The sequence below is a fragment of the Pseudoduganella sp. LjRoot289 genome (assembly GCF_964252925.1).
GTDB lineage: Bacteria > Pseudomonadota > Gammaproteobacteria > Burkholderiales > Burkholderiaceae_D > Rugamonas.
The window spans coordinates 98,116-122,329 of sequence record NZ_CAXUPN020000002.1 but is presented as its reverse complement, the minus strand read 5'-3'; the positions used below and the strand labels follow the sequence as shown (position 1 = coordinate 122,329).

Annotated in this window: 18 protein-coding genes; 4 read left to right on the top strand and 14 right to left on the bottom strand. The window is 66.6% G+C overall.

Features of this window, described 5'->3' with window-relative positions; all coding sequences use genetic code 11:
- Positions 1-30: 30 nt before the first annotated feature.
- The 7 genes from xylG to ACSQ8Y_RS28785 all read right to left on the bottom strand — a co-directional run bounded on the left by xylG (position 31) and on the right by ACSQ8Y_RS28785 (position 8,747).
- Positions 31-1,554 (bottom strand): D-xylose ABC transporter ATP-binding protein, encoded by a 1,524-nt coding sequence (xylG, locus tag ACSQ8Y_RS28815; protein ID WP_436270009.1) that lies wholly within the window; start codon positions 1,552-1,554, stop codon positions 31-33.
- A gap of 11 nt (positions 1,555-1,565) precedes the next feature.
- Positions 1,566-2,570: a D-xylose ABC transporter substrate-binding protein gene (gene xylF / locus ACSQ8Y_RS28810; protein WP_436270116.1), complete on the bottom strand. Its 1,005-nt coding sequence runs from the start codon at positions 2,568-2,570 to the stop codon at positions 1,566-1,568.
- 72 nt (positions 2,571-2,642) lie between these two features.
- Positions 2,643-4,427, bottom strand: a complete 1,785-nt coding sequence (locus ACSQ8Y_RS28805) for an IlvD/Edd family dehydratase (RefSeq protein WP_436270008.1) — start codon at positions 4,425-4,427, stop codon at positions 2,643-2,645.
- On the bottom strand, positions 4,424-5,308 hold the full coding sequence (locus ACSQ8Y_RS28800) for an SMP-30/gluconolactonase/LRE family protein (protein WP_436270007.1): 885 nt from the start codon (positions 5,306-5,308) through the stop codon (positions 4,424-4,426). The genes ACSQ8Y_RS28805 and ACSQ8Y_RS28800 overlap by 4 nt, the downstream gene beginning before the upstream one ends.
- A gap of 17 nt (positions 5,309-5,325) precedes the next feature.
- On the bottom strand, positions 5,326-6,093 hold the full coding sequence (locus ACSQ8Y_RS28795; RefSeq protein ID WP_436270115.1) for an SDR family NAD(P)-dependent oxidoreductase: 768 nt from the start codon (positions 6,091-6,093) through the stop codon (positions 5,326-5,328).
- A gap of 34 nt (positions 6,094-6,127) precedes the next feature.
- Positions 6,128-7,327 carry a fumarylacetoacetate hydrolase family protein gene (locus ACSQ8Y_RS28790; protein ID WP_436270006.1) on the bottom strand — a complete coding sequence of 400 codons (1,200 nt, stop codon included), beginning with the start codon at positions 7,325-7,327 and terminating at the stop codon, positions 6,128-6,130.
- A 16-nt stretch (positions 7,328-7,343) separates the two neighbouring features.
- A complete protein-coding gene (locus tag ACSQ8Y_RS28785) occupies positions 7,344-8,747 on the bottom strand; it encodes an enolase C-terminal domain-like protein (RefSeq protein WP_436270005.1) in 1,404 nt (467 codons plus the stop codon).
- A gap of 187 nt (positions 8,748-8,934) precedes the next feature.
- On the opposite strand from ACSQ8Y_RS28785, the gene ACSQ8Y_RS28780 reads away from it, so the two are divergent.
- Positions 8,935-10,074 (top strand): SGNH/GDSL hydrolase family protein, encoded by a 1,140-nt coding sequence (locus ACSQ8Y_RS28780; protein WP_436270004.1) that lies wholly within the window; start codon positions 8,935-8,937, stop codon positions 10,072-10,074.
- 48 nt (positions 10,075-10,122) lie between these two features.
- Entirely contained in the window at positions 10,123-13,092 is a 2,970-nt protein-coding gene (locus ACSQ8Y_RS28775) for a glycosyl hydrolase 115 family protein (RefSeq protein ID WP_436270114.1), read from the top strand.
- Positions 13,093-13,381: 289 nt separating this feature from the next.
- Here ACSQ8Y_RS28775 and ACSQ8Y_RS28770 read toward each other — a convergent pair whose 3' ends face one another.
- Positions 13,382-14,512, bottom strand: a complete 1,131-nt coding sequence (locus ACSQ8Y_RS28770; protein ID WP_436270003.1) for an endo-1,4-beta-xylanase — start codon at positions 14,510-14,512, stop codon at positions 13,382-13,384.
- Positions 14,513-14,624: 112 nt separating this feature from the next.
- Between ACSQ8Y_RS28770 and ACSQ8Y_RS28765 the strand changes: the two genes are divergently transcribed.
- Positions 14,625-16,931, top strand: coding sequence for an alpha-glucuronidase family glycosyl hydrolase (locus tag ACSQ8Y_RS28765; RefSeq protein WP_436270002.1), 2,307 nt, complete (start codon positions 14,625-14,627; stop codon positions 16,929-16,931).
- Between the two features lie 91 nt (positions 16,932-17,022).
- On the top strand, positions 17,023-18,123 hold the full coding sequence (locus tag ACSQ8Y_RS28760) for a LacI family DNA-binding transcriptional regulator (protein ID WP_436270001.1): 1,101 nt from the start codon (positions 17,023-17,025) through the stop codon (positions 18,121-18,123).
- A gap of 270 nt (positions 18,124-18,393) precedes the next feature.
- On the opposite strand, the gene ACSQ8Y_RS28755 is transcribed toward ACSQ8Y_RS28760, so the two are convergent.
- The 6 genes from ACSQ8Y_RS28755 to ACSQ8Y_RS28730 all read right to left on the bottom strand — a co-directional run bounded on the left by ACSQ8Y_RS28755 (position 18,394) and on the right by ACSQ8Y_RS28730 (position 24,005).
- On the bottom strand, positions 18,394-19,362 hold the full coding sequence (locus ACSQ8Y_RS28755) for a PfkB family carbohydrate kinase (RefSeq protein WP_436270000.1): 969 nt from the start codon (positions 19,360-19,362) through the stop codon (positions 18,394-18,396).
- Positions 19,363-19,413: 51 nt separating this feature from the next.
- Positions 19,414-20,646 (bottom strand): ROK family transcriptional regulator, encoded by a 1,233-nt coding sequence (locus ACSQ8Y_RS28750; protein WP_436269999.1) that lies wholly within the window; start codon positions 20,644-20,646, stop codon positions 19,414-19,416.
- Positions 20,643-21,098, bottom strand: coding sequence for an RbsD/FucU family protein (locus tag ACSQ8Y_RS28745; protein WP_436269998.1), 456 nt, complete (start codon positions 21,096-21,098; stop codon positions 20,643-20,645). The genes ACSQ8Y_RS28750 and ACSQ8Y_RS28745 overlap by 4 nt, the downstream gene beginning before the upstream one ends.
- Positions 21,091-21,879 carry an ATP-binding cassette domain-containing protein gene (locus ACSQ8Y_RS28740; protein ID WP_436269997.1) on the bottom strand — a complete coding sequence of 263 codons (789 nt, stop codon included), beginning with the start codon at positions 21,877-21,879 and terminating at the stop codon, positions 21,091-21,093. The genes ACSQ8Y_RS28745 and ACSQ8Y_RS28740 overlap by 8 nt, the downstream gene beginning before the upstream one ends.
- 5 nt (positions 21,880-21,884) lie before the next feature.
- Positions 21,885-22,928, bottom strand: a complete 1,044-nt coding sequence (locus tag ACSQ8Y_RS28735) for an ABC transporter permease (RefSeq protein WP_436269996.1) — start codon at positions 22,926-22,928, stop codon at positions 21,885-21,887.
- A gap of 84 nt (positions 22,929-23,012) precedes the next feature.
- Positions 23,013-24,005 carry a sugar ABC transporter substrate-binding protein gene (locus ACSQ8Y_RS28730; protein WP_436269995.1) on the bottom strand — a complete coding sequence of 331 codons (993 nt, stop codon included), beginning with the start codon at positions 24,003-24,005 and terminating at the stop codon, positions 23,013-23,015.
- Positions 24,006-24,214 lie beyond the last annotated feature (209 nt).

Sequence of the window (24,214 nt, the reverse complement as noted above, 5' to 3'; positions counted from 1 at the left end):
GGAGCGCAGCGACGTAACCCGCCATGGCCGTTATGCCTGGTCGAGCGCGGCGGCCAGCACGGTTTCCTGGCTGAGGTTGTCGTTGTCGAAATTGCCGCGCAGTTTGCCTTCGCCTATCACCAGCACGCGGTCGGAGATGCCCAGCACTTCGGCCAGCTCGGACGACACCATGATGATGGACATGCCTTGTTTGGCCAGGTCGAACATCAGCTGGTAGATCTCGAACTTGGCACCGACGTCGACGCCGCGCGTGGGCTCGTCCAGGATCAGGATCTTGGGCCGCGTCAGCAGCATCTTCGACAGCACCGCCTTCTGCTGGTTTCCTCCCGACAGGCCGGTGATCGGCAGGAAGGGACTGGCCGTCTTCAGGCGCACGCTGGCGATCTCGCTCTTGATGGTCTTCAGCTCCGCTTCCTGGTCTATCCTGGTGCCGCGCGCGTACTCGCCCAGCACCGACAGCGTGATGTTCTGCCCCACGCTCAGGTCCGGCACGATGCCGTGCTGCTTGCGGTCTTCCGGCACCATCGCCAGCCCGGCCTTGATCGCCTTCTGCGGCGTGGCGGTGTCCAGCTGGCGGCCTTCCAGCCACACCTCGCCCTCGTGCGCGCCGGGGTAGGCGCCGAAGATGGCCGACACCAGTTCCGTGCGCCCCGCGCCGACCAGGCCGGCGATGCCGAGTATCTCGCCCTTGCGCAGCGAGAAGGAGATGTTGTCGACCCGCTTGCGCGCCGGGTTGTCGGCGTCGTAGCAGCTGATGTTGCGGGCCTCGAACACCACTTCGCCGGGCGCATGCTGCCGCTGCGGGTAAAGCTGGTTCATCTCGCGCCCCACCATCTGCGCGATGATGCGGTCGACGTTCATCTCGCTCATCGGCGTGGTGGCGATGTGCTGGCCGTCGCGTATCACCACGATGGTGTCGCAGATCGCTTCGACCTCGTCGAGCTTGTGCGAGATGTAGACGCAGGTCACGCCTTCGGCCTTGAGCTTGCGGATGATACGGAGCAGCACTTCGATCTCGGAGGCCGTCAGCGACGACGACGGTTCGTCCAGGATCAGCAACTGCGCCCGCTTGTTGAGCGCCTTGGCGATCTCGATCAGCTGCTGGTGGCCGCCGCCGTACTGCTTCACCGGTTCCACCACGTTCACGTCGTGGATGTTGAGGAAGGCCAGCAGCTCGCCGGCGCGGCGGTTCATGGCCGCGTAGTCCATGCGTCCGCCGGGCAGCGTGATCTCGTTGCCGAGGAAGATATTCTCCGCCACCGACAACTCGGGCACCAGCATCAGCTCCTGGTGGATGATGACGATGCCGGCGTCCTCCGTGTCGCGGATCGACTGGGCGCGCAGCGGCTCGCCCTTCCACAGGATTTCGCCGTCCCAGGTGCCGTGCGGGTAGACCCCGGACAGCACCTTCATCAGCGTTGATTTGCCGGCGCCGTTTTCGCCGCAGAGGCCGATGCATTCACCGGCCTTCATCTTTATGTCTATGCCATTTAACGCCCGGACACCGTCGAACTGCTTGACGATGCCCTTCATCTCCAGAAGATAGTCGGCCATGCTCGTCGCCGTCAGTTGGTGGAGAGCTGGGCTTTGGTGTAGAAGCCGTCTTCCACCAGGAGGTTGACGTTGGCCTTGTTCAGCGGCACGGGCTTGAGCAGCAGCGTGTCGACCTTCTTCATGCCGTTGTCGTAAGCCGAGTTGTAGGACGGTTTCTCGTTGCGCACCAGTTGCACGGCCAGCTTGGCCGCCTCCTGCGCGATCAGCTTGAGCGGCTTGTAGACCGTCATGGCCTGGGTGCCGGCGATGACGCGCTTGACGGCAGCCAGGTCGGCGTCCTGGCCGGACACCGGCACCTTGCCGCTCAGCTTCTGCGCCGTCAGCGCCTGGATGGCGCCGCCGGCCGTGCCGTCGTTGGAGGCGACGATGGCGTCGATCTTGTTGCCGTTGGCGGTGAGCGCGTTTTCGACGATGGTCAGCGCCTCGGACGCGCTCCAGTCCTTCACCCACTGCTTGCCGACGATCTTGATGTCGCCCTTGTCCACCAGCGGCTGCAGCACCTTCATCTGGCCTTCGCGCAGCATCTTGGCGTTGTTGTCGGTCGGCGCGCCGCCCAGCAGGTAGTAATTGCCCTTCGGTTTCAGCGCCACCACGGCCTGCGCCTGCAGCTCGCCGACCTTGGCGTTGTCGAAGGAGATGTAGGCGTCGATGTCGGCGTTGAGGATCAGGCGGTCGTAAGAGAGCACCTTGATCTTGGCCTTCTTCGCCTCGCGGATGGCATTGTTCAGCACGGTCGCGTTGTAGGGGACGATGACCAGCACGTCCACGCCGCGCGAAATCAGGTTCTCGATCTGGGCGATCTGGCGCTGCTCGCTGGCGTCGGCAGATTGCACGAATACCTTGGCGCCCAGCTTCTCCGCTTCCGCGTTGAAGTAGTCGCGGTCGCGCGCCCAGCGCTCAACGCGCAGGTCGTCGATCGAGAAACCGATCTTGGGATTCTTCGCGTCGGCGTGGGCCAGGCCGCTGCTCAGTGCGAACAGCGCGCCCAGGACTGCGGCTTTCAGTTTCGAGTTCATCATTTCGGTCTCCTCAAGGATAAGGTGGTTTTATTATTGACGACTTATTCTGCGGCTTGCTTGGTTGCCTGCTTAGTGATTGTGGCGCGGCAGGGTCTCCGCTACACCACGGTATTTCACCGCCAGTTCCATGCAGGCGCCATCCTCCATCTGGCCCACGGTGGAACGGTACAGCTCCTGCCACGGCGTCTGGCTGGCCGGGATCGCAGGTATGCCTTCGGCCTTGCGCGCCGCCAGCACATCTTCGGTGACCAGCATATCGCACTGGCCCGTGTTCAGGTCGACGCGGATGGTGTCTCCGGTGCGCAGGTAGGCCAGGCCGCCGCCCACGGCGCTTTCCGGCGACGCGTTCAGGATGGACGGGCTGTCCGAGGTGCCGGACTGGCGGCCGTCGCCCAGCGTCGGCAGGTTCAGGATGCCGCGCTTGATCAGCGCATCCGGCGGTTGCATGTTCACCACCTCGGCCGAGCCGGGCCAGCCGACGGGACCTGCGCCGCGGATCACGAGGATGCAGTCCTCGTCGATATTCAGCGCCGGATCGTTGATGCGTGCGTGATAGTCGCCGGAGCCGTCGAACACCACGGCGCGGCATTCAAAGACGTTTTCCGAACCGGCGCGCTGCAGGTAGCGGGCGCGGAAGTCCGGGGAAATGACGCAGGTCTTCATGATGGCGAAGTCGAACAGGTTGCCCTTCAGGACGAAGAAGCCGGCCTTGGTTTTCAGCGGCTCGGCGAACGGCGTGATCATCTCGCGGTCGTTCGATTCGCGGCCCGCCAGGTTTTCCGCCATGGTCTTGCCGGTGACGGTGGGGCGCTCGGCGCGCAGCTTGCCCGCCTGCTGCAGTTCCCACATGATGGCGGGCACGCCGCCTGCGCGGTGGAAGCGCTCGCCGAGGTATTTGCCGGACGGCTGCATGTTGAGCAGCAGCGGCACGTCGTGGCCGTATTCCATCCAGTCGGACGAATGCAGCTCCACGCCGGCGTGGCGCGCCATCGCCACGATGTGCTGCTGCGCGTTGGTGGAGCCGCCGATGGCGGCGTTGACCACGATCGCGTCCAGGAAGGCTTCGCGCGACAGGATGCTGGACGGGCGGATGTCGAGTTTCGCCATCTCGACGATGCGGCGGCCGGTCTCGTAGGCCATCTGGCCGCGTTCGCGGTAGGGCGCCGGAATCGCCGAGCAGCCGGTGAGGGACATGCCCAGCGCTTCGGCCATGGCGTTCATGGTGGAGGCGGTGCCCATGGTGTTGCAATGGCCTGCCGACGGCGCCGAGGCGGCGCCGATCTGCAGGAATTTCTCGTTGTCGATTTCGCCCGCGGCCAGGCGGCGGCGCGCTTTCCAGATGGCCGAGCCGGAGCCTACCAGCTCGCCGTCCAGCCAGCCGTCCAGCATCGGGCCGCCGGACAGCACGATGGCCGGGATGTCCACGGTGGACGCGGCCATGATCTGGGCCGGCGTGGTCTTGTCGCAGCCGGTGGTCAGCACCACCGCGTCGATCGGGTAGCCGTGCAGGATTTCCACCAGGCCCATATAGGCCAGGTTGCGGTCGATGGCGGCGGTCGGGCGGCGGCAGTTTTCAAAAATCGGGTGCAGCGGGAATTCCATGGCGATGCCGCCCGCGTCGCGGATACCGTCGCGCACGCGCTTGGCCAGCTCCAGGTGGATGCGGTTGCACGGGCTGATGTCGCTGCCCGACTGCGCGATGCCGATGATGGGGCGGCCGCTGCGCAGTTCTTCCGGCGTGATGCCGTAGTTCATGAAGCGCTCCAGGTACAGCGCGGTCATGTCGATATGGTCTGGATTGTCGAACCAGTCTTGCGAGCGGTAGCGGCGATTGGTGTTCACTGCATTCGTCATTGCGAACTTCCTTTGTATTGATATTGCGGCTGTCCAGGGGTCTCCACCCGGAACGAGAATACACCGCCGGCCTGCGGCTGTGCGGCGCGTTCTTCGTCGGACAGGCCTTTCCAGGCGGTGGACACGAAGGCGGTGCGCAGGTCGGCGCCGCCAAAAGCCACTTTGGTGATGTTGGAACAGGGGAAGGCGATGGATGCCAGCAGCTCGCCGGCCGGCGAGTAGCGGTCCACGCGCGCGCCCCTGAACATGGCTACCCATACGCAGCCGTCGGCATCGACCACGGAGCCGTCCGGGTGGCCCGGTGCGGCCGTGTGCACGAACACGCGCTTGTTCGACAGCGTGCCGTCCGGCTCCGCATCGTAGGCGTAGACCGTTTTGCCCAGCGTGTCGGTGTGGTAGAAGGTGCTGCCGTCCGGGCTGTGGCAAGGGCCGTTGGTGATGACGATGCCGCTGTCCTTGCGCTGCAGGGCGCCGCTGCCGTTGATGCGGTACAGCGAGCCGGTGGGTTCGCTTTCGCCGTTGTCCATGGAGCCGAACCACAGCGCCCCGTGGCTGTCCACGTAGCCGTCGTTCAGGCGGTTGCCCGGCAGGTCGGCTTCCAGTTCCAGCAGCGGCTTGAATTCACCCGTGGCCGGCGTGAAGCGCAGCAGCTTGCCGGGCAGGCCGCATACCAGGTCCCCGTTCGGGCCTCCGCCGTGCATGGGCAGGGCGAAGCCGATCGCTTCGGGCATGTCCCAGCTCTGGCGCGCGCTGCCGTCCTCGGCGCAGCGGTGCAGGCGGTGGCTCTTGATATCCACCAGGTACAGGGCCGCTTCGGCGGCGTGCCAGAACGGCCCCTCGCCGAGGTGCGCGCCCAGCTCCCAGATGCACTGTGCTTGCATTATGCTTGCCTCCGGCTTCATGCGCCGTACCATCCGGCGTCGACGAAGTAGTCGCGGCCCGAGCAGCGCGCGGCGTTGTCGGAGGCCAGGAACAGCGCCAGCGCGGCCACGTCCTCGGTCTCCACGCGCTCGTGCAGACACTGCGCCTTCAGGATCGCCGCTTCATCTTCCGGCGAGTGCCACAGCGCCATCTGGCGCGGCGTTTTCACCGAGCCGGGGATGACGGTGTTGACGCGGATGCCGTCCGGGCCGAGGTCGCGCGCCAGGCCGCGCGTCAAGCCTTCGATGGCGGCCTTGGCCGTCATGTACAGCGACAGCTGCGGCAGCGCGAGGTGCCAGGAGATCGAGCCGAAGTTGAGGATGGCGCCGCCGCCCTTGGCCTTCATGCCCGGCGCCACGGCTTGGGCGCAGAAGAACTGGTGGCGCAGGTTTACGGCCAGGCTGTCGTCCCAGTACTTTTCGGTGACGTCCTTGACGTTGTGGCGGTTGTCGTTGGCCGCGTTGTTGATCAATACGTCGACCGTGCCGAATTCGCGCTCGATGGCGGTAAAGGTCGCGCCCAGCGCCTCCACGTCGGTCAGGTCGCAGCGCAGGAACTTCGGCGGGCGCGCCACGCCGGCCAGGCTTTGCTCCAGCTCGCGCGAGGCTTCCTCGGCGATGTCGAGGAACACCACTTGCGCGCCCTGTTTGGCGAAAGCGTCCACCATGGTGGCGCCGATGCCTGTGCCGCCGCCGGTGACGACCACGGTCTTTTCAGCCAGGTCGTGGTAGGTGGCGTACACCATTGCTTTGCGCGCAGCTTGATTTTGAGACGCCATCTTATTTCTCTCCGTTCGCGTTGCCCAGCAGGCCACGCGCCGCCAGGTTTTTATACAGGGCGCGTACGCCGAAAGTCCATGGTGCGATCTGGTCGCTGCGGTGCACGTGGTTGACCAGCGAGCCCAGTGCCGGGCTGGAGATGGTCACGCGGTCGCCCAAGTGGTGGGTGAAGCCGGCGCCGGCCGCACCACGGTCCTGGATAGGCGAGAACATGGTGCCGAGGAAGAGCATGAAGCCGTCCGGATACTGGTGGTGGGCGCCGCTGGTCTGGGCGACCAGGTCGAGCGGGTCGCGGCTGATCTGGCGCATCATGCTGGCGCCGTCCAGGCGGAAACCGTCGTCCTCGCCTTCGATGGCCAGGCGCACCTCGGCGTTGCGCACGGTGTCGATCGTGAAGTCGCCGTCGAACAGGCGGATGAAGGGGCCGATGGAGCAGGAACCGTTGTTGTCCTTGGCTTTGCCGAGCAGCAGCGCGCTGCGGCCTTCGATGTCGCGCAGGTTGACGTCGTTGCCCAGCGCGGCGCCGACCACTTCGCGGCGGCTGTTCACTGCCAGTACGATCTCCGGCTCGGGGTTGTTCCACTTCGAATCCGGGTGCAGGCCCACGTCGGCGCCGTAACCCACGGCGGACATCGGCTGCGACTTGGAAAACACTTCCGCGTAGGGGCCGATGCCCACTTCCATGTACTGCGACCATGCGCCGCGGGCGATGAAGGCCTGTTTCAGCTGCTCCGCTTCCGGCGAGCCGGGACGGATGCTCGACAAGTCCGAGCCGATCGATTCGAGCAGGGAGGCGCGCAGCGTGTCGGCGCGGGCTTTGTCGCCGCCGGCCTGTTCCTCGATCACGCGTTCCAGCAGGCTGACCGCGAAGGTGACGCCGCAGGCCTTGAGGGCCTGCAGGTCGCACGGCGCCAGCAACTGCGGCACTTCGGCGTCCGGCTGGGCCGCGAGCGCATTGTCGGTCAGGCGCTGGACGGGACCGAGCGCCTCGCCCTGCACGTTGCGGACGAAGGCCGGCAAGTCCGCGCGTTCGAACAGTTCGGACACCGTCGGCACCTGCGCCGTGATGTCGAACACCTGGCCTTCACGTACGACGACGACGCATGGGCCGTTGATTTCGCCGCCGCGCCATACGCGGCCGACCAGCAGGGCGCCGGCCAGGTCGGCAGGCAGGGGAGCGCTTACAGGAGTATGTGTCATTGTCTATCCTCGATGATTATTGGTTGCGGCCCAGGCTGGGCAGCTTGGGCGAATAAGTCCAGCCGGGAACCAGGTAGCGCATGGCCATCGCGTCGTCGCGTGCGCCGGTGGCGACCTTCTGGTACAGCGTGTGGGCGGCCATGATGCGGTCCATGTCCGGTTCGATGCCGAGGCCGGGCGCTTGTGGCACCTGTACCTCGCCGCCGATGATCTGCAGCGGATTGCGCGTCAGGCGCTCCTGGCCTTCCTGCCAGATCCAGTGCGTATCGATGGCCGTGATGCGGCCCGGCGCGGCGGCGGCGGCATGGGTGAACATGGCCAGCGACACGTCGAAGTGGTTGTTCGAGTGCGAACCCCAGGTCAGGCCCCAGTCGTGGCACAGCTGCGCCAGACGCACGGAGCCCTGCATGGTCCAGAAGTGCGGGTCGGCCAGCGGAATGTCGACCGCGCCGAGCAGGTGCGAATGGGCCATCTGGCGCCAGTCGGTGGCCACCATATTGGTGGCGGTCGGGATGCCGGTGGCGCGGCGGAATTCGGCCATGATTTCGCGGCCGGAGTAGCCGTTCTCCGGGCCGCACGGGTCTTCCGCGTAGGCCAGGACGTGGCCCTGGCCCTTGCACAGGGCGATGGCTTCGTCCAGCGACCAGGCGCCGTTCGGGTCCAGTGTCACGCGCGCGTCGGGGAAGCGCGCCTTGACCGCGGCGATCGCTTCCATTTCCTCGGCGCCGTGCATCACGCCGCCTTTCAGCTTGAAATCGCGGAATCCATAGCGCTCCACGGTGGCCGCCGCCTGGTCGGCGATGGCCTGCGGCGTCAGCGCCTCCTGGTGGCGCATGTGGTACCAGCTGTCCTTGCCCCCGCTGCCGGAGTTCGCCAGATAGGGCAGGTCGGTGCGGCTGCGGTCGCCGATGTAGAACAGGTAGGCCAGCATGGGCACGCTGTCGCGCTGCTGGCCGGAACCGAGCAGTTCGCACACCGGCACGCCCAGGTGCTGGCCCATCAGGTCCAGCAGCGCCGCCTCAATCGCCGTCACCACATTTTCGAGGCGCAGGTTGATTTCGTGCGGTTGCTTCAGCACTGCCGCTTCGGCGGCGGACGTCACCTGGTGCTGGTGGCCGCCGCTTTTGCCGGCAATGGACTCCCGCACCGCGTTCAGCGTACGGTTGTAGCGGCCGATTTCGGTGCCGACCACGCGTGGGATGGCGTTTTCCAGCGCCTGCAGGATGCCCGCGCCGCCCGGCACTTCACCCATGCCCGTGTGGCCGGCGCTATCCTTGAGCAGCACCAGCGTGCGGGTGAAGTAGGGCGCGTGCGCGCCGCACAGGTTGAGCAGCATGCTGTCGTAGCCGGCGACCGGAATCACCTGCATTTCGACGACCTTGGGACTGCCCGGAATACCTTGATTTGTTGCGTGTACCATCAGTTTGTCCTAAAATGAATAGCGCTAACATAACCAGTGTGAGGGATTTATGCGGTCAAGTCAACACAAGATGTGTGCCTGGATTTCAGGCATGGTGTTCGCAGCGGGAGCATTCGCTGCGGCTGCCGAAGTGGCAGCGAAGGACAAGACCGCGGAAGGGCATTGGGTGGCATCCTGGGGCACGGCCATGATGGTTCCGGAACCTCACAACGAGCTGGCCGCCGAATTGTGGCGCGAAGCTAGCCTGCGGCAGATCGTCCACCTGTCGCTGGGTGGCGCCAGGCTGCGGGTACGCGTCAGCAACGCCTTCGGCACCACGCCGCTGTTCCTGGAAGGGGCCAGCGTGGCGCTGGCGAAGGCGCCCGGCAGGCCCGATATCGATGGCGGCAGCGCCCGGGCGCTGACCTTCGGCGGCCGTGCCGGCGTTATGATCCCGGCCGGCGCCGAGTATTACAGCGATCCGGTCGCGCTGGAACACAAGGCGGGCGCCGACCTGGCCGTGTCCATGTACTTCAAGGGCGAACCCGCCCGCCAGACCGGGCACCCCGGCTCGCGCGCCAACAGTTTTGTCACCAGGGGCAACCGTTTGATGGACGCGGCCTGGCCGGAAGCGGCCAAGGTGGAGCACTGGTACATGCTGGCGGACGTGGAAGTGCAGGCGCCGCCCAGCGTGGGCGCAGTGGTCGCGATAGGCGACTCCATCACCGACGGCAACGGCTCCACCACCGACGGCAACGACCGCTGGCCAGATCTGCTGGCCGCGCGATTCGGGCGCGAAGGGCAGGCCATGGGCGTGCTCAACGCAGGCATAGGAGGCGGACGCATGCTGCGAGACGGGCTGGGCCCCAATCTGGCGTCCCGCTTCGACCGTGACGTGATCGCGCGCAGCGGCGTCACCCATGCCATCGTGATGATAGGCGTGAACGATCTGGGCGGGCAGCACCGCAACGGCGACGACACGCGGGACAACCGCAAGAAAATCCTGGACGACCTGATGATGGCGCACCGCCAACTGGTCGAGCGCGCGCACGCGCAAGGCATCTGCGTCATCGGCGGCACGATATCCCCGTATATGGGCTCCGACTATTACCGGCCCAACGTGGACAACGAGGCGGACCGCCAGGCCGTCAACGACTGGATACGCAATTCGGGCGTGTTCGACGGCGTGGCCGACTTCGACGCCGCCCTGCGCGACCCGGCGCAGCCGCAGCGGCTGCTGAAAGAGCGCGACAAGGGCGACGGCCTGCATCCGTCGCCGGCGGGTTTCCGCGCCATGGCGGACGCCGTGCCGCTGGCCGCGCTGCGCCAGTGCAGCGCGGCGCGATAAGGCCACCATAAGGGCAAAGCCCACACCTGCGGAGACGTTACAGTGAAAATGATGACCAGGATGGCCTGCGCGGCCATCATGCTGACGTGCGCGTTGCCGGCGCTTGCGCTCGGCCAGAAGCCGTTCGTGACCTTCGAGCGGCCCGGCGGAGCCGCTGGCGCCTACGTTGCCGGCGCCTACTCTGCCAGAGCAGCCGGTACCGTCGCTTCCGGCGCCGCCGCTGGGGCCAGCGCCGATACCGATGCTGATGCCGACGCCGATGCCAGTGCCGTGGCGCTGGTGCAGGCGGGACAAGCCGCCAAGTTGTATGTGGACGCCGCCGACCATGCCGGTGTGCTGCGTGCGGCAGGCGACCTCCAGGCCGATATCCAGCGCGTGGCTGCGGTCCGCCCGGTCTTGCTGAAGGACGGGGCGGTGGCCGGGGCCGACGTCGTCATCATCGGCACGGTCGGCAAGAGCGCCCTGATAGACAAGCTGGTGCAATCGGGTGCGCTCGACGTCTCCGGCATCAAAGGAAAGTGGGAAGCGTGGCAGGTGCAAACGCTCAAGAACCCCTTGCCGGGCGTGGAGCGCGCGCTGGTGATTGCAGGCAGCGACAAACGCGGCACCATTTACGGCATCTACGAGTTGTCCGAGCAGATCGGCGTCTCGCCGTGGTACTGGTGGGCGGACGTGACGCCGCGCCAGCGCAATAGCATCTATGTCAGCGCTGCCGCGAGCATCAGCGACGCGCCCGTGGTGCAGTATCGCGGCATCTTCCTCAACGATGAGGCGCCCGCGCTGACCGGCTGGGTCAAGCAGCGCTACGGCGGCTACAACCACGAGTTTTATGAAAAGGTGTTCGAGCTGATACTGCGCCTGCGCGGCAACTACCTTTGGCCCGCCATGTGGGACGCCGCCTTCTTCGACGACGACAAGCTCAATGGCCGGCGCGCCGAGGAATACGGCGTGGTGATGGGTACGTCGCACCACGAGCCGATGTCGCGCGCGCACAAGGAATGGAGCCGCTACGGCAAGGGTGCCTGGGATTACGGCAAGAACGCCGGCGTACTGAAGGAATTCTGGCGCGGCGGCGTGAGCGCGTCCAAGGGCACGGAGCAGATCATCACGCTGGGGATGCGCGGCGACGGCGACGAGCCCATGTCCGAGGATTCCAACGTCGCGCTGCTCGAGCGCATCGTGAAGGACCAGCGCGAGATCATCGCGCAGCAGATCAATCCGGACGTGAGCAAAGTGCCGCAGGTGTGGGCGCTGTACAAGGAAGTGCAGGAATACTACGAGAAAGGCATGCGCGTGCCGGACGACGTGCTGCTGTTATGGTGCGACGACAACTGGGGCAATATCCGCCGTCTGCCGACGCCTGCGGAGCGCAAACGGTCCGGCGGCGCTGGCGTGTACTACCATTTCGACTACGTCGGCGGTCCGCGTTCCTACAAGTGGCTGAACGTGACGCCGATTCCGAAGATCTGGGAGCAGATGCGGCTGGCCTGGCAGTACGAAGCGCACCGCATGTGGATCGTCAACGTCGGCGATTTGAAGCCGATGGAAGTGCCGATCGAATTCTTCCTGAGTTACGCCTGGAACCCCGCTGCGTGGCCGGCGGAGCGGCTGCCGGAATACCTGAAGTTATGGGCCGCGCGCGAATTCGGGGTGCAGCATGCGGACGGGATTGCGGACATCGTGGCCAGGTACACCAAGTACAACGGACGCCGCAAGCCCGAACAGCTGGAGCCGGGCACCTACAGCCAGGTTAACTACGACGAGTCTGCGCATATCGTGGCCGAATACAAGGACATCGCGGCGCGCGCCGAGAAAATTGGAGCTGCGCTGCCGGCAAACCAGCGCGACGCCTTCTTCCAGCTGGTGCTGTATCCGGTGAAGGCCGGTGCAGTGGTCAACGAGCTGTATGCCGTGGCTGCGCGCAACCAGCTTTACGGCAAGCAGGGAAGGGCGTCGGCCAACGACCTGGCGGCGCGGGCGCGCGAGCTGTTCGCGCAGGATGCGGAACTGGCGCGGCAGTACCAGGAGGATATCAGCGGCGGAAAATGGAAGCACATGATGTCGCAGACGCACCTGGGCTACACCTACTGGAACCAGCCGCCGCGCAACGTGATGCCGCCGGTGGCGGAAGTCCAGGTTTCGGAGGCGGGCGAGATGGGCGTGGCGGTGGAAGGCAGCGAGTTCGCGTGGCCTGGGCAGAACGGCGACAATCTCGCGGTGCCGGCGCTTGACGCGTCCAGCAGGCAGGCGCGCTTTGTGGACATATTCAATCGCGGCCGGCAGCCTTTCGAGTACAGCATCAAGGCCAGCGAGCCGTGGGTGGTACTGAGCAGGACTGGGGGCATGGTCGAGCGCGAGCAGCGCGTGAAGGTCGATGCGCGCTGGTCCGATGTTCCGGCGGAAGCGACCGGCGCCACGCTGACTGTGGAAGGTCCCGGCGGCAAAGCCACGATACGCGTTCCGTTTCGCGCATCCGTGCGGGCGTCGCCGGGCAGCTACATCGAAACGCAGGGCGTGATCTCGTTGGAGGCCGAGCACTATGCGAATGCGGTTGGCAAAGAGGGCTGGCAATGGCTGCGGATACCGGACCACGGCCGCACGCTGTCCGCCATGACGACCCTGCCTGCAAGTGCCGCACTGGCTGTAGCAGGTGGTGCCGAGGGTATGCGGCTCGAATACAAGGTTCATCTGCTGAAGGCGGGAGAGGTCACCTTGCACACCACTTTGGCGCCGACGCAGAAATTCCAGCCCGGTGCGGGCTTCCGCTACGCCGTTTCGTTCGATGATGACGCGCCGCAGACCGTCAACGTGCACGCCGACGGCTCGCATGCGTTCTGGGAGCGCGCGGTATCCGACGGTGTGGTGGTCTTCAAGACCAGGCACAAATTGGCTGCCGGCGAGCACACGCTGAAGTTTTGGGCCGTCGACCCTGCGCTGGTGCTGCAAAAGCTGGTGATCGACGCCGGCGGCCTGAAGCCCAGCTACCTCGGCCCCCCCGAAAGCCCCGAAGCTCCCTAATCTTGAACCCCTGGGGTCAGGCCTGCAATCGTGCATTTTCCCTCTGGGGTCAGGCCTGCATTCGTGCGTTTTTCAGTTGAGTTTTTCCTCGATGCTTATAGTGCGGCGACGAGAAATTGATATCTGCTTCGTCGAATTTTCGTCTGAAATACTCCGGCGTGATAATCTCTTATTCGCATCCATTGTGCCGGACGAAGGGATAAACTGGCTGCGATGCCGGGGCGTGGCCGCTTGAATTATGCACGAATGCAGGCCTGACCCCAGGGCTGACCCCAGGGATTACTAGGGGCTAGGCGCGTGGGGGCATGGTCTGGAGGGCGGCGGCGATGGCTTGGCGCAGGGGCTTGGCTTGCAGCGTGGCGCTGTACGGCGTGGGGCGCATGGGGAGGTTGTCCAGGCGCGGCGCTTCGTCCCAGCTTTGCAACCAGCTCACGTGGTCGGCCATGCCCCATAGCAGGAAGTCGCGCAGGCGCGGGTAGCTGAGCGTAACATCGAGATAGTCGCGCGCGAGCGCGGCGACTCCGGCGTCGCGCGCGGGCAGGGCGGCCGGCAGCTTGCGGTCGTTCACGTCGAACTCCGTGATCAGCAGGTCGAGATCCATCGCCGTCACTTCGTCGAGGAAGCGGCGCCATTCGAGCATGGCCTCGCCATTGCTTGTGTTGGATTCGTCCCAGGAGCCGATGTGGCTTTGCAGGCCGAGCGCGTGCACCGGCGTGCCGCGCGCCTTCAAGGCGCGCAGCAGTTCCAGTACGCCCTTGCGGTGCTTGGCGCTGCCGGCGTCCCAGCGCATGTAGTCGTTGTAGACCAGCTGCGCATGCGGCGCCTGCTCGCGCGCGATGCGGAAGGCGAGGTCGATCTGCTCGACTGCGCCCAGCCGTTCAGTGAACACATTGCGCCGCAGGCCGCCAGATTCCGGTTCCACGGCTTCGTTCACCACGTCGTAACTGTAGATGTCTTTGCCGAAGTGGCCGCATACCTTGGTGATGTGCCCGCGCAGCAGGCGTTCGGCTTCGCGCACCGGCTGGCTGCCGAAGTCGTGCTCATTGACCCATTGCGGCAGCCATTTGGCGGGCTGCCAGACCAGCGTGTGGCCGCGTATCTGCATTCCTTCGGATTTGGCCCAGGCGAATACCTTGTCGGCGGCCGCGAAATTGAACTGTCCGGGCCGCGCCTGGATGGCTTGCCACTTGGTCTCGTTCTCGGCGACGATGACGCCGCATTCGCGCGCCATCAGCGCGCGGTATGCTGTGTCTTCGAACGGCCGGCCTCCGATGGCATTGCCGAAGCGCAGACCTTTGCGGCGTGCGATCGCGTTCAGTGTCTCCGGCACCGGGTCGCTGTGGGCCATGTGCAGCGGGAGCAAGCTGGCGCCCGTCGCTGCGGCAAGCAGGGCGAGCGCACTGCGGCGTGTCATGGTCATGGCGTCTCCGGTCTTTTGTTTTGTATCCGAGGTGGATTTAGCTTAAAGGTTACGCTAACATCGGCATTGTTGTAAATGGTTGCGGTATCATAATTAGATATACGGAGACAAAATGAGACGAATCTGGATGGCCTTGGCCTCCCTGCTGGCGCTGTGCGCGCTGGCCAGCCCCGCGTGGGGCGCCGAGGAGGATGGCTATGACCTGTGGCTGCGCTACCGCCCATTGGACGGGGCCGCGCGCGCGCAGCTGCAGACTATGGCCAGAACCGTTGTCCTGCTTGGCCGTGGCCCGGCCTCAGGTGCCGGGACCGCCAGCACCGGCACCGCGAGTACCGGCGCCGTCAGCACCGGCGGCGCCAGCATCGCCGTGGCGGCACAGGCGGCACAGGCGGCGCAGCCGTCGCCATCGCAAGTCGCCGTGGCCGAGCTGCGGCGCGGGCTGGGCGGTTTGCTGGGCACTGCGCCGGCACTGGCTGCGTCCGTGCAGGATGGCGCCATCGTGCTGGCGACGCCCGTTACCATGCCGTCGCTATCGGACATGGGCCTCAAGCTGGATGCGCTGGGCCCGGAGGGCTATCTGCTGCGCAGCATGCGCCTGCAGGGCCGCAAGGTGACGCTGATCGCGGCCAACTCCGAGATCGGCCTGCTGTACGGCGCCTTCGGCCTGCTGCGCAAAATAGGCCAGGGCGAGGAGGGCCGCAAGGCCTTGCCGGCGCTGGACGAGCGCTCGGTGCCCAAGCTGCAGCTGCGCGTGCTGAACCACTGGGACAACCTGGACCGCACCGTGGAGCGCGGCTACGCGGGCGAGTCGATCTGGAACTGGTGGGCACTGCCCGAGATCCGCGACCGCCGCTACGTCGACTACGCGCGCGCCAATGCGTCGCTGGGCATCAACGGCACGGTGCTGAACAACGTGAATTCGAAGCCGGACATCCTGACCGCGCCGTGGATCGCCAAGGCGGCGGCGGTGGCCGACACGCTGCGCCCTTACGGCATCAAGGTCTATCTGTCGGCGCGCTTCTCGACGCCGCTGGAACTGGGCGCGACCAAAACCGCCGATCCGCTCGATCCCGCCGTTGCCGCGTGGTGGCGTGCGAAGGCCGACGAGATCTACAAGACGATCCCGGACTTCGGCGGCTTCCTGGTGAAGGCCAATTCGGAAGGCCAGCCCGGCCCGCAGGACTATAAACGCAGCCACGCCGACGGCGCCAATATGCTGGCCCGGGCCCTTGCGCCGCACAAGGGTGTGGTGATGTGGCGCGCCTTCGTCTACGCTCACGAGAAGCCGGACGACCGCGCCAAGCAGGCGTATGACGAATTCAAGCCGCTGGACGGCGCCTTCGCGTCCAACGTGCTGGTGCAGGTGAAGAACGGTGCGATCGACTTCCAGCCGCGCGAGCCGGCCCATCCGCTGTTCGGGGCAATGCCGAAAACGCCGCTGATGATGGAGTTCCAGATCACCAAGGAGTACCTGGGCTACGCGACGCACCTGGCTTACCTGGGCACGATGTACCAGGAGACGCTGCGCACCGACATGCATACTGGCAGCGGCGGCGCCACCGTGGCGCGCATCTTGGAAGCGGGCGCGGAACAAGCCGCGCCGGGCAGTGCTTCGGCGCCGCGCCTGACCGGCATGGCCGGCGTGGCCAACATCGGCAGCGACCGCACCTGGAGCGGTTCGCATTTCGACCAGGCCAACTGGTACGCCTACGGCCGACTGGCCTGGAACCCGGAGGCCGACGCGCGCACGCTGGCGCGCGAATGGGCTGCGCAGACTTTCTCGGCCGACCCGGACGCCGTCGCGCAGATCGCGGATTTGATGATGATGTCGCGCGAAGCGGTGGTCAATTACATGACGCCGCTCGGCCTGCACCACGTGATGGGCACCGGCCACCACCACGGCCCCGCGCCATGGGTGGCGGACCTGGAACGCCCGGACTGGAACCCGGTCTACTACCACCGCGCGGACAGGGGCGGCATAGGCTTCGACCGTACCGCCAGCGGCAGCAACGCGGTGGCGCAGTACGCGCCGGAACTGGCGCGCCGGTTCTCCGATCCGCGCACCACGCCGGAGCCGCTGCTGCTGTGGTTCCACCACCTGCCGTGGGATTACAAGATGGCTTCCGGCCGTCCGCTGTGGGATGAGCTGTTGGCCAGGTACGACAGCGGCGTGGCGCAGGCCCGCGAGATGGGCGAGCGCTGGAAACGCTTGCAACCGCTGGTCGACGCGCGGCGCCACGAGGACGTCGCGGCCCTGCTGGACAAGCAGCTGCAAGAGGCCGTCTGGTGGCGCGACGCCTCGGTGGCCTACTTCCAGTCGGTGTCCGGATTGCCGCTGCCGGCCGGCGTGAAAGCGCCCGCGCTGCCGCTGGAGTACTACAAGTCGCTGCGCTTCCCTTACGCGCCGGGACGCGGATAAATGATTGCGTTACCATTGATTGTCCCGGCCGACCCTCCCGGCCGTCTATCCTTGTGGTAAAGTTCCTTTTTTATCAAGGTGTTCTGAGCAGATGGCAAGATTAAAGGTGAAAGCGGACGCGGGGCCGGAAGCGCGGTCCGGCGTGCCGACCATGTCCGACGTGGCGAAGCTGGCCGGTGTTTCGCCGATGACGGTGTCGCGCGTGATGAATGGCGACACCAAGGTGCGCCAGAATACGCGGCGCAAGGTCGACGAAGCCGTTGCCGCGCTCAATTACGTGCCCAACCAGGCTGCGCGCCGCCTTGCCGGTTCGCGGCCTATCCGCATTGGCTTCCTGTATTCCAACCCGAGCGCGGGCTACCTGAGCGAGTTCCTGGTCGGCCTGTTGAACCAGGCCAGCTTGAACAATGTGCAACTGGTGGTGGAGAAGTGCGAGGCCGGCGAGCACTGGAAGGAGCAGACCCAGCGCCTGATCGACAACGGTGTCGACGGCATCATCCTGCCGCCGCCGCTGTGCGACCTGCCGGGCTTGATCGACCTGATTGCGCAATCGGGGCTGCCGGCCGTCACGGTCGCCTGCGGCCAGCCGGACCAGCGCGTGTGCGCCGTCAGCATCGACGATTACCAGGCCGCCTACGCCATGACGGCGCACCTGATCGCGCTGGGCCACCAGCGCATCGGTTTCGTCATCGGCCATCCGAACCAGACCGCCAGCGCGCGCCGCCTGGCCGGCTTCAAGGCCGCCATCGCGGACAAGGGCGCGCAGAGCGCGGACGAGTTGATCGTGCAGGGCATGTTCACCTATCGCTCCGGCCTCGACGCGGCCGAGATTTTGCTGAGCCTGGAGCAGCGCCCGACCGCCGTGTTCGCCAGTAACGACGACATGGCTGCCGCCACCGTCGCCATCGCGCACCGCCTGGGCCTGGACGTGCCGGGCGACCTGACCGTGGCCGGTTTCGATGACACCGCGCTGGCCACCACCATCTGGCCCGAACTGACCACGGTGCGCCAGCCGATCACCGACATGGCGGAGGCGGCCGTGCAGTTCCTGGTGCGCCAGATCCGAGCCCAGCGCGACGGTGAACCCGAGGCGCCGGAGCACGTGCTGATGGACTTTTCGCTGATCCGCCGCCAGTCCGACGCGGCGCCGCGCATGCGGCCGCCGACGGCAGCGGCCATCCGCAGGGGCTGACCTTGGGCTGCTGCTTCAAGGGGCCTTGAAATACCTGTCTTTCCGCATCGGCGGGCCGCCGCGCAAGCTTGCGCCGCGTGCTCGGAGGCGTGGCATGGATTCCCGCTTGCGCGGGAATGACAGAAGGTGCGCGGGAATGACAGAAGGTGCGCGGGAATGACAGAAGGTGCGCGGAAATGACAGAAGATGCGCGGAAATAGCAGAAGGTGCGCGGGAATGACAGTAGGTACGCGGAAATGACAGAATGCGCGCGGGACTGACAAATGGCGCTTATTCGAGGCAGTCTTTATTCTCTGCCCGCTCCGCGAGGAAGGCTGCCACTTCGGCGGCGGTGGCCGGATTGCAGCCTTCGCGCATCGCATTGATGCTGGCGCTGGCCACGGCGTAGCGCACCGCCTGTTCCAGGGTGGCGTCGTCCGCCTCCGCCAGCGCCCCCTTCGACAGCCTGCCGGCCGACGCCAGGCTGGCCACCAGGCCGGCCAGGAAACTGTCGCCGCAGCCTACGGTGTCCGCCACGCGGATGCCTTCGGGCGCGCCGAGCGCGACGCAGGCCCGGCGCGACAGCAGCACCGCACCCTGCGCGCCCAGCGTCAGCGCGATCAATTTCACGTCCAGCGTCTTTTGCAGCTTGCGCGCGGCGTCCAGCGGCGTCATGCCGGTGTAGCCCAGGTGCAGCAAGTCTTCCTCGCTGACTTTGATCAGGTCGGCCAGCGCGAGCGCGCGCTGCACGCCGTCGGCGTAGGCGGCGAGGTCGCCGCACACCAGTGGGCGCACGTTGGCGTCGACCGAGATCAGCGCGCCTGCGGCGGCCGCCGCCCGGATGATGTCCAGCGTCGCGTCGATATCGTCCGGCACCAGCGCCAGGCCGCCGGTGTGGAACAGGCGCATGCCGGCCGGCAGCGCGGCGCGCGCCTGTTCGGGCCGGATGTCGCGGTCGGCTACGCCTTGACGGTGGAATACATAGCTGGGCGTGCCGTCCGCGTCCAGCGTCACGATGGCCAGCGAGGTCGGCCTGTCGCTGCGCGCCGGGCTGCCCAGGCGTACGCCGTCGCGCTCCAGCATGCGCGCGAAGCCGTCGCCGAAGCTGTCCGTCGACAGGGGATTCAAATACGTCGCGTCCATGCGCTGGCGCGCGGCGGCGATCGTGAAATTGCATACCGCCCCTCCAAGCGCGGCGGCAAAGCGGCCGTCCGGCATTTCTATCATGTCCACCAGTGCTTCGCCGAATGTCACTACCATGTTGTTCTCCTGTTGCGGTGATGTGGTTCCAGTTGCTTCATACGTGTGCCGTCAGGCGGCGTTCAATATCTTCAAAAACAGTTCGCGGTCGGGCGCGAAATTGGCGTGCAGCGGCAGCAGCGCGGCGCCCACCGCGCGCGCGTCGGCGCCGATGACGCCGCCCAGCAGCGCCGGGCGCCGCACGCCTTCCCAGCTGTATTGCGCCAGCGCGAGCGCGGTCCTTTCCAGCAGGCGCTCGAGCAGGGCGGGGTGGCCCGAGCTGTCGAGCACCGCCTGGTCCAGGTCGAGCAGGCAGTTGGCATTGCACAGCGCCAGCGCGATGGCGCGCGCGGCGCCGTCCAGCCAGGCTTGCGTGTGCGCCAGCCACGGTTCCTGCAGCGCGCGTTCGTCGTAGGCGGCGCCGTCGTCCAGGCCGGCGCCGGCGTACAGCCGCTCCAGCGTGAACAGCGAGGCGGCGCTCAGCAACTGGCCGGGCACGGCATCGCTGCCGTCGCCGCCGCGCGCCAGGGCCAGGGGCAGCGAGCCGAGCGCGCCGGCGTTGCCTTTCAGGCCGGCGTGCACGCAGCTGTTGAGCACCAGCGCGCCGCCGATGAAGGTGCCGACAAAGATGTACAGGAAGCTGCGCACGCTGCGTCCGTGCCCGGCCACCAGTTCGGCCACGCAGGCGGCCATGGTGTCCTTGGCGAAGACCACCGGCACCTCGCTGAGGGCCTGGACCTCGGCGCGGATGTCGATGTGGTCCCAGCGGCCGGCCTGCGGCGCTGCGCCGCCCAGCACCGCTTGCCAGCCGCCCAGACCCAGCGGCGCGGCGATGCCGATGCCGCTCAGGCGCGCCGCTTGCCGGGGCCGCAGCCGGTCGCGCAGCGATTGCAACTGCGCGCCGATCTGCCCGAACAGCAAGTCCGGGTCCGGATAGCGGTAGGCGACCGAGCGGCGTTCGCGCACCGCGCCGCAAAAATCGACCAGCAGCAGGTCGACGCTGCGGCGCCCGATCTTGATGCCGATGAAACAGGCGCCGTCCGGATTGAGCGTGATCGGCACCGAGGGCTGTCCGACCTTGCCGCGTTGCGGCGTGCATTTCAGCACCAGCCCCTCGTCGAGCAGGCGCTCGATGATCAGCGCGACGGTCTGCGTGCTGAGCCGGGTCAGGCGCGCCAGGTCGGCTTTGGGCATGCTGCCGTGCAGGCGGATCGCCTGCAGCAGCACGCGTTCGTTGTACTGGCTCATGCCGGCATGGTTCGAACCGCGCGGGCGCAGCCAGGACAGGTCGGCCAGCGCCGTCATCCGTTCTCCAGCGCGCCGGCGAGCACGCCTTTGCGGAACAGGAAATTGGCGTAGGGCTGCAATTCCCCGGTCTGTACGATGGCGTACGCCTGTTCGACCTGCTCATAGAAGGCAAAGCGCTCGACCGCCACGCACTGGGCCGGCGCTGCCGAGCCGGCCGACGCGCACAGGGCCACCAGCTCGCGCTGCAGTGCCGAGCGGTGGCCTGCCGGCTGTTCGGACACGGCCATGAAGGAGACCGGCTGGCCAGGCAGGTCGAGCGGGAACACGGACAGGACGGCGGCGCAGGCGCGCGGCAAGCTGGCGCCGGGCAGGCGCACGACCGGCTTGCCGCGCCCCAGCGAGGCGGCGGTGAAATTGGCATCGACCACGGCGACGGCATCCCCATGGCCCATTTCGGCCAGCGTTTTGAGCAGCTCGGGCGTGAGCAGGGGATCGATTCCTTTAAGCATGGGCCAGTTCCGGCAAGTCGCGCGGGTCCTTGGCGCCGGTCATCACGGCGACGGTGTCGGACATGCTGATGTGCTTGGGGTCGACCACGGCGACGCGTTTTCCCAGGCGCTGGATGTGGATGCGGTCGGCGATCTCGAACACGTGCGGCATGTTGTGGCTGATCAGCACCACCGGCAGGCCCTTGTCGCGCACGCGCCGTATCAGCTCGAGCACCATATTGCCTTCCTTGACGCCGAGCGCGGCGGTCGGCTCGTCGAGGATCACGACATGCTTGGCGAAGGCGGTGCTGCGCGCCACCGCCACGCCCTGGCGCTGGCCGCCGGACAGGGTGCCGACCGCCTGCTGCATGGAGCGGATGCCGATCTTCAGGTCCTGCATGTGGCCGACCGCCTCGGCCAGCATGCGTTTCTTGTCGATCAGGCGCAGCCACTTGCCGAGCACGCCGGGGCGCAGGATTTCGCGGCCCAGGAAGAGGTTTTCGGCGATGGTCATGGCCGGCGCGACGGCCAGGTCCTGGTACACCGTTTCGATGCCGTGCCGGCGCGCGTCGATCGGCGACTTGAAGTGCACCAGTTCGCCGTCCAGGCGCAGCTGCCCTTCGTCCGGCACGATGGCGCCGGACAGCGCCTTGATCAGCGAGGACTTGCCGGCGCCGTTGTCGCCGATGACGGCCAGGATTTCGCCGGCGCGCAAATCGAAGTCGGCGCCGTCGAGGGCGGTCACGCCGCCGTAGCGTTTGACCAGGCCGCGCGCCTGGAATACGTCTTGGGTGGAGCTCATGATGGTCAGCCTTTCTTGTGCGTCAGTTGGTCGGTGGCGACTGCCAGGATCACCAGCACGCCGGTGACCAGGATCTGGTAGACGGAGGGCACGCCCATCAGCGTCAGGCCGTTGCGGAACACGCCGACGATCAGCACGCCGACCAGGGTGCCGACGATGGTGCCGCGCCCGCCGAACAGGCTGGTGCCGCCCAGCACCACGGCGGTGATGCTGTCGAGGTTGTCGGTCTGGCCGCCCTGCGGATCGCCGACGCCCATGCGCGCCACCGACAGCAGCGCGGCGATGCCGTAGAACAGGCCGGCGATCATGTACACGCCGAGCAGCACGCGTCCGGTGGCGATGCCGGTCAGGCGGGCCGCCTCCGGGTTGTTGCCGACCGCGTACAGATGGCGGCCCGGCGCGGTTTCGCGCAGCACCAGCCAGGTCAGCAGATACAGCCCCAGCATCAGCGCCGTGCCGTAGGTGACGCTGGCCTGGCCGAGATGGAAGGTGTTGCCGAAGAAGGTCATCGCCTCCGGCAAGCCGGTCACGGTCTGCGCCTGCGAATAGATCTGCGTGACGGCGAAGGCGATGTTCATCGTGCCGAGCGTGACGATGAAGGGCGGCAGCTTGATCGACGTGACCAGCGCGCCGTTGATGTAGCCGATCAGCACGCAGGCGCCCATGCCGCACAGCACGGCGGCATACGGGTGCATGCCGTAGTCGACGGCGAACTTGGTCATGACGACCGAGCCGAGCGCCATCGCCATGCCGCACGAGAGATCGATGCCGGCGGTCAGGATGATCAGGGTCTGGCCGAGGGCGATCACGCCGACCACCATCACCTGCTGCAGGATCAGCGAAAAGTTCTGTCCGCTCAGGAAGCGCTCGGACTGGGTGGCGAAGAAGATGACGGAGGCCAGCAGCGCGATCAGCGGGCCGAGCACGGTGACCGGGGGCAGCCAGTCCTTCAGGCGGGCCAGGCCCTGGCTGCCGGCCGGGTTGGCGGGAATGGCCTGGGTAGCGGATGCCGCGGCGGGCGCCGGGGCTGGTTTCAATTGGGCGTTCATGGGATTCCTTTACTTAGAATGGGCGGGGCAGCGTGCCGTCAGGCAGGCGCGGCGGCCGGGCTCGACGGCACGGGACGGCGGCGCTTACTTTCCCCAGCAGGCGCCCAGGCCGAATTCGGTGTCGCGGCTGTCCACGCCGGCCATTTTCTTGTCGGTCACCAGCGCCACGCCAGTGTCGACATAGCCGTTCGCCTTCACGCCGGTCTTGGCATAGGCGACGCCCGCGTCGAGCGCCAGGCCGGCCATCTTCAGCGGGTACTGCTGGGCGGTGGCGGCGATCACGCCGGACTTGACGTCGCGCACGCCGGCGCAGCCGCCGTCGACCGACACGATCAGCACATTCTTTTCCTTGCCGGCCGCCTTCAAGGCCTTGTAGGCGCCTGCCGCCGCCGGCTCGTTGATGGTGTAGACCACGTTGATGTCCGGGTTTTTCTGCAGGCAGTTTTCCATCGCGGTCTGGCCCTTGCCCTGGTCGCCGTAGCTGTCCGCCATGCAGACCACTTCGGCGCTCTTGGCCAGGCCTATGGTCCTGGCGTCGATGCCGGCCACGCCATAGCCGGCCAGGAAACCGTTGTGCCGCGCGATGCCGACCGGATGGCCCGGGAACAGGTCGAGCGTGGCGATCTTGGCCGGTTTGCCAGCCAGGGACGCCCTGGCGTACTGGCCGATCAGCTGGCCGGCCTTGAAGTTGTCGGTGGCGAACAGCGCGTCGGTGGCGTTGACCGGGTCGGCCGGGCTGTCGAGCGCAATCACCAGCACGCCCTGTTCGCGCGCCTTCCTGATCGCCGGCACGATGGCCTTGGCGTCGCTGGGCGTGATCAGGATGGCCCTGGCGCCGGCCGACACCATGTTTTCAATCGCCGTCACCTGGCCGGCGTTGTCGCCGTCCGATTTGCCGGACGCCGTCAGCAGCTTGGCGCCCTGCAGCTTGGCGGAGCGCTGCGCGCCTTCCTTCATCTTGACAAAAAAGGGATTGGTTTCCGTCTTGGTGATCAGGCCGATGATGGCTTCGTCGGCGGCGGCGTAGCCGGTGACGGATGCGATCAAGCCCATTGCGATGCAATGCTTTGCGTTCATGCGGGTCTCCTAGTGTTTTTTGGTCGCGCTGCCGGGAGCGAGCCGGGCAGGGTGGCGCGGGAAGCGCTGATTGAAATATATGCCTGCACAATTAATAAATCAAGTTCTTTTATTTAATCGGCATGACCTTGCGCAAACTGACGCTTCGTTGCAACAACGCTAAGCTCGGCGCCCTCAGCCCTGGCGGCGCGCCCGTGCCGCGGCATTGC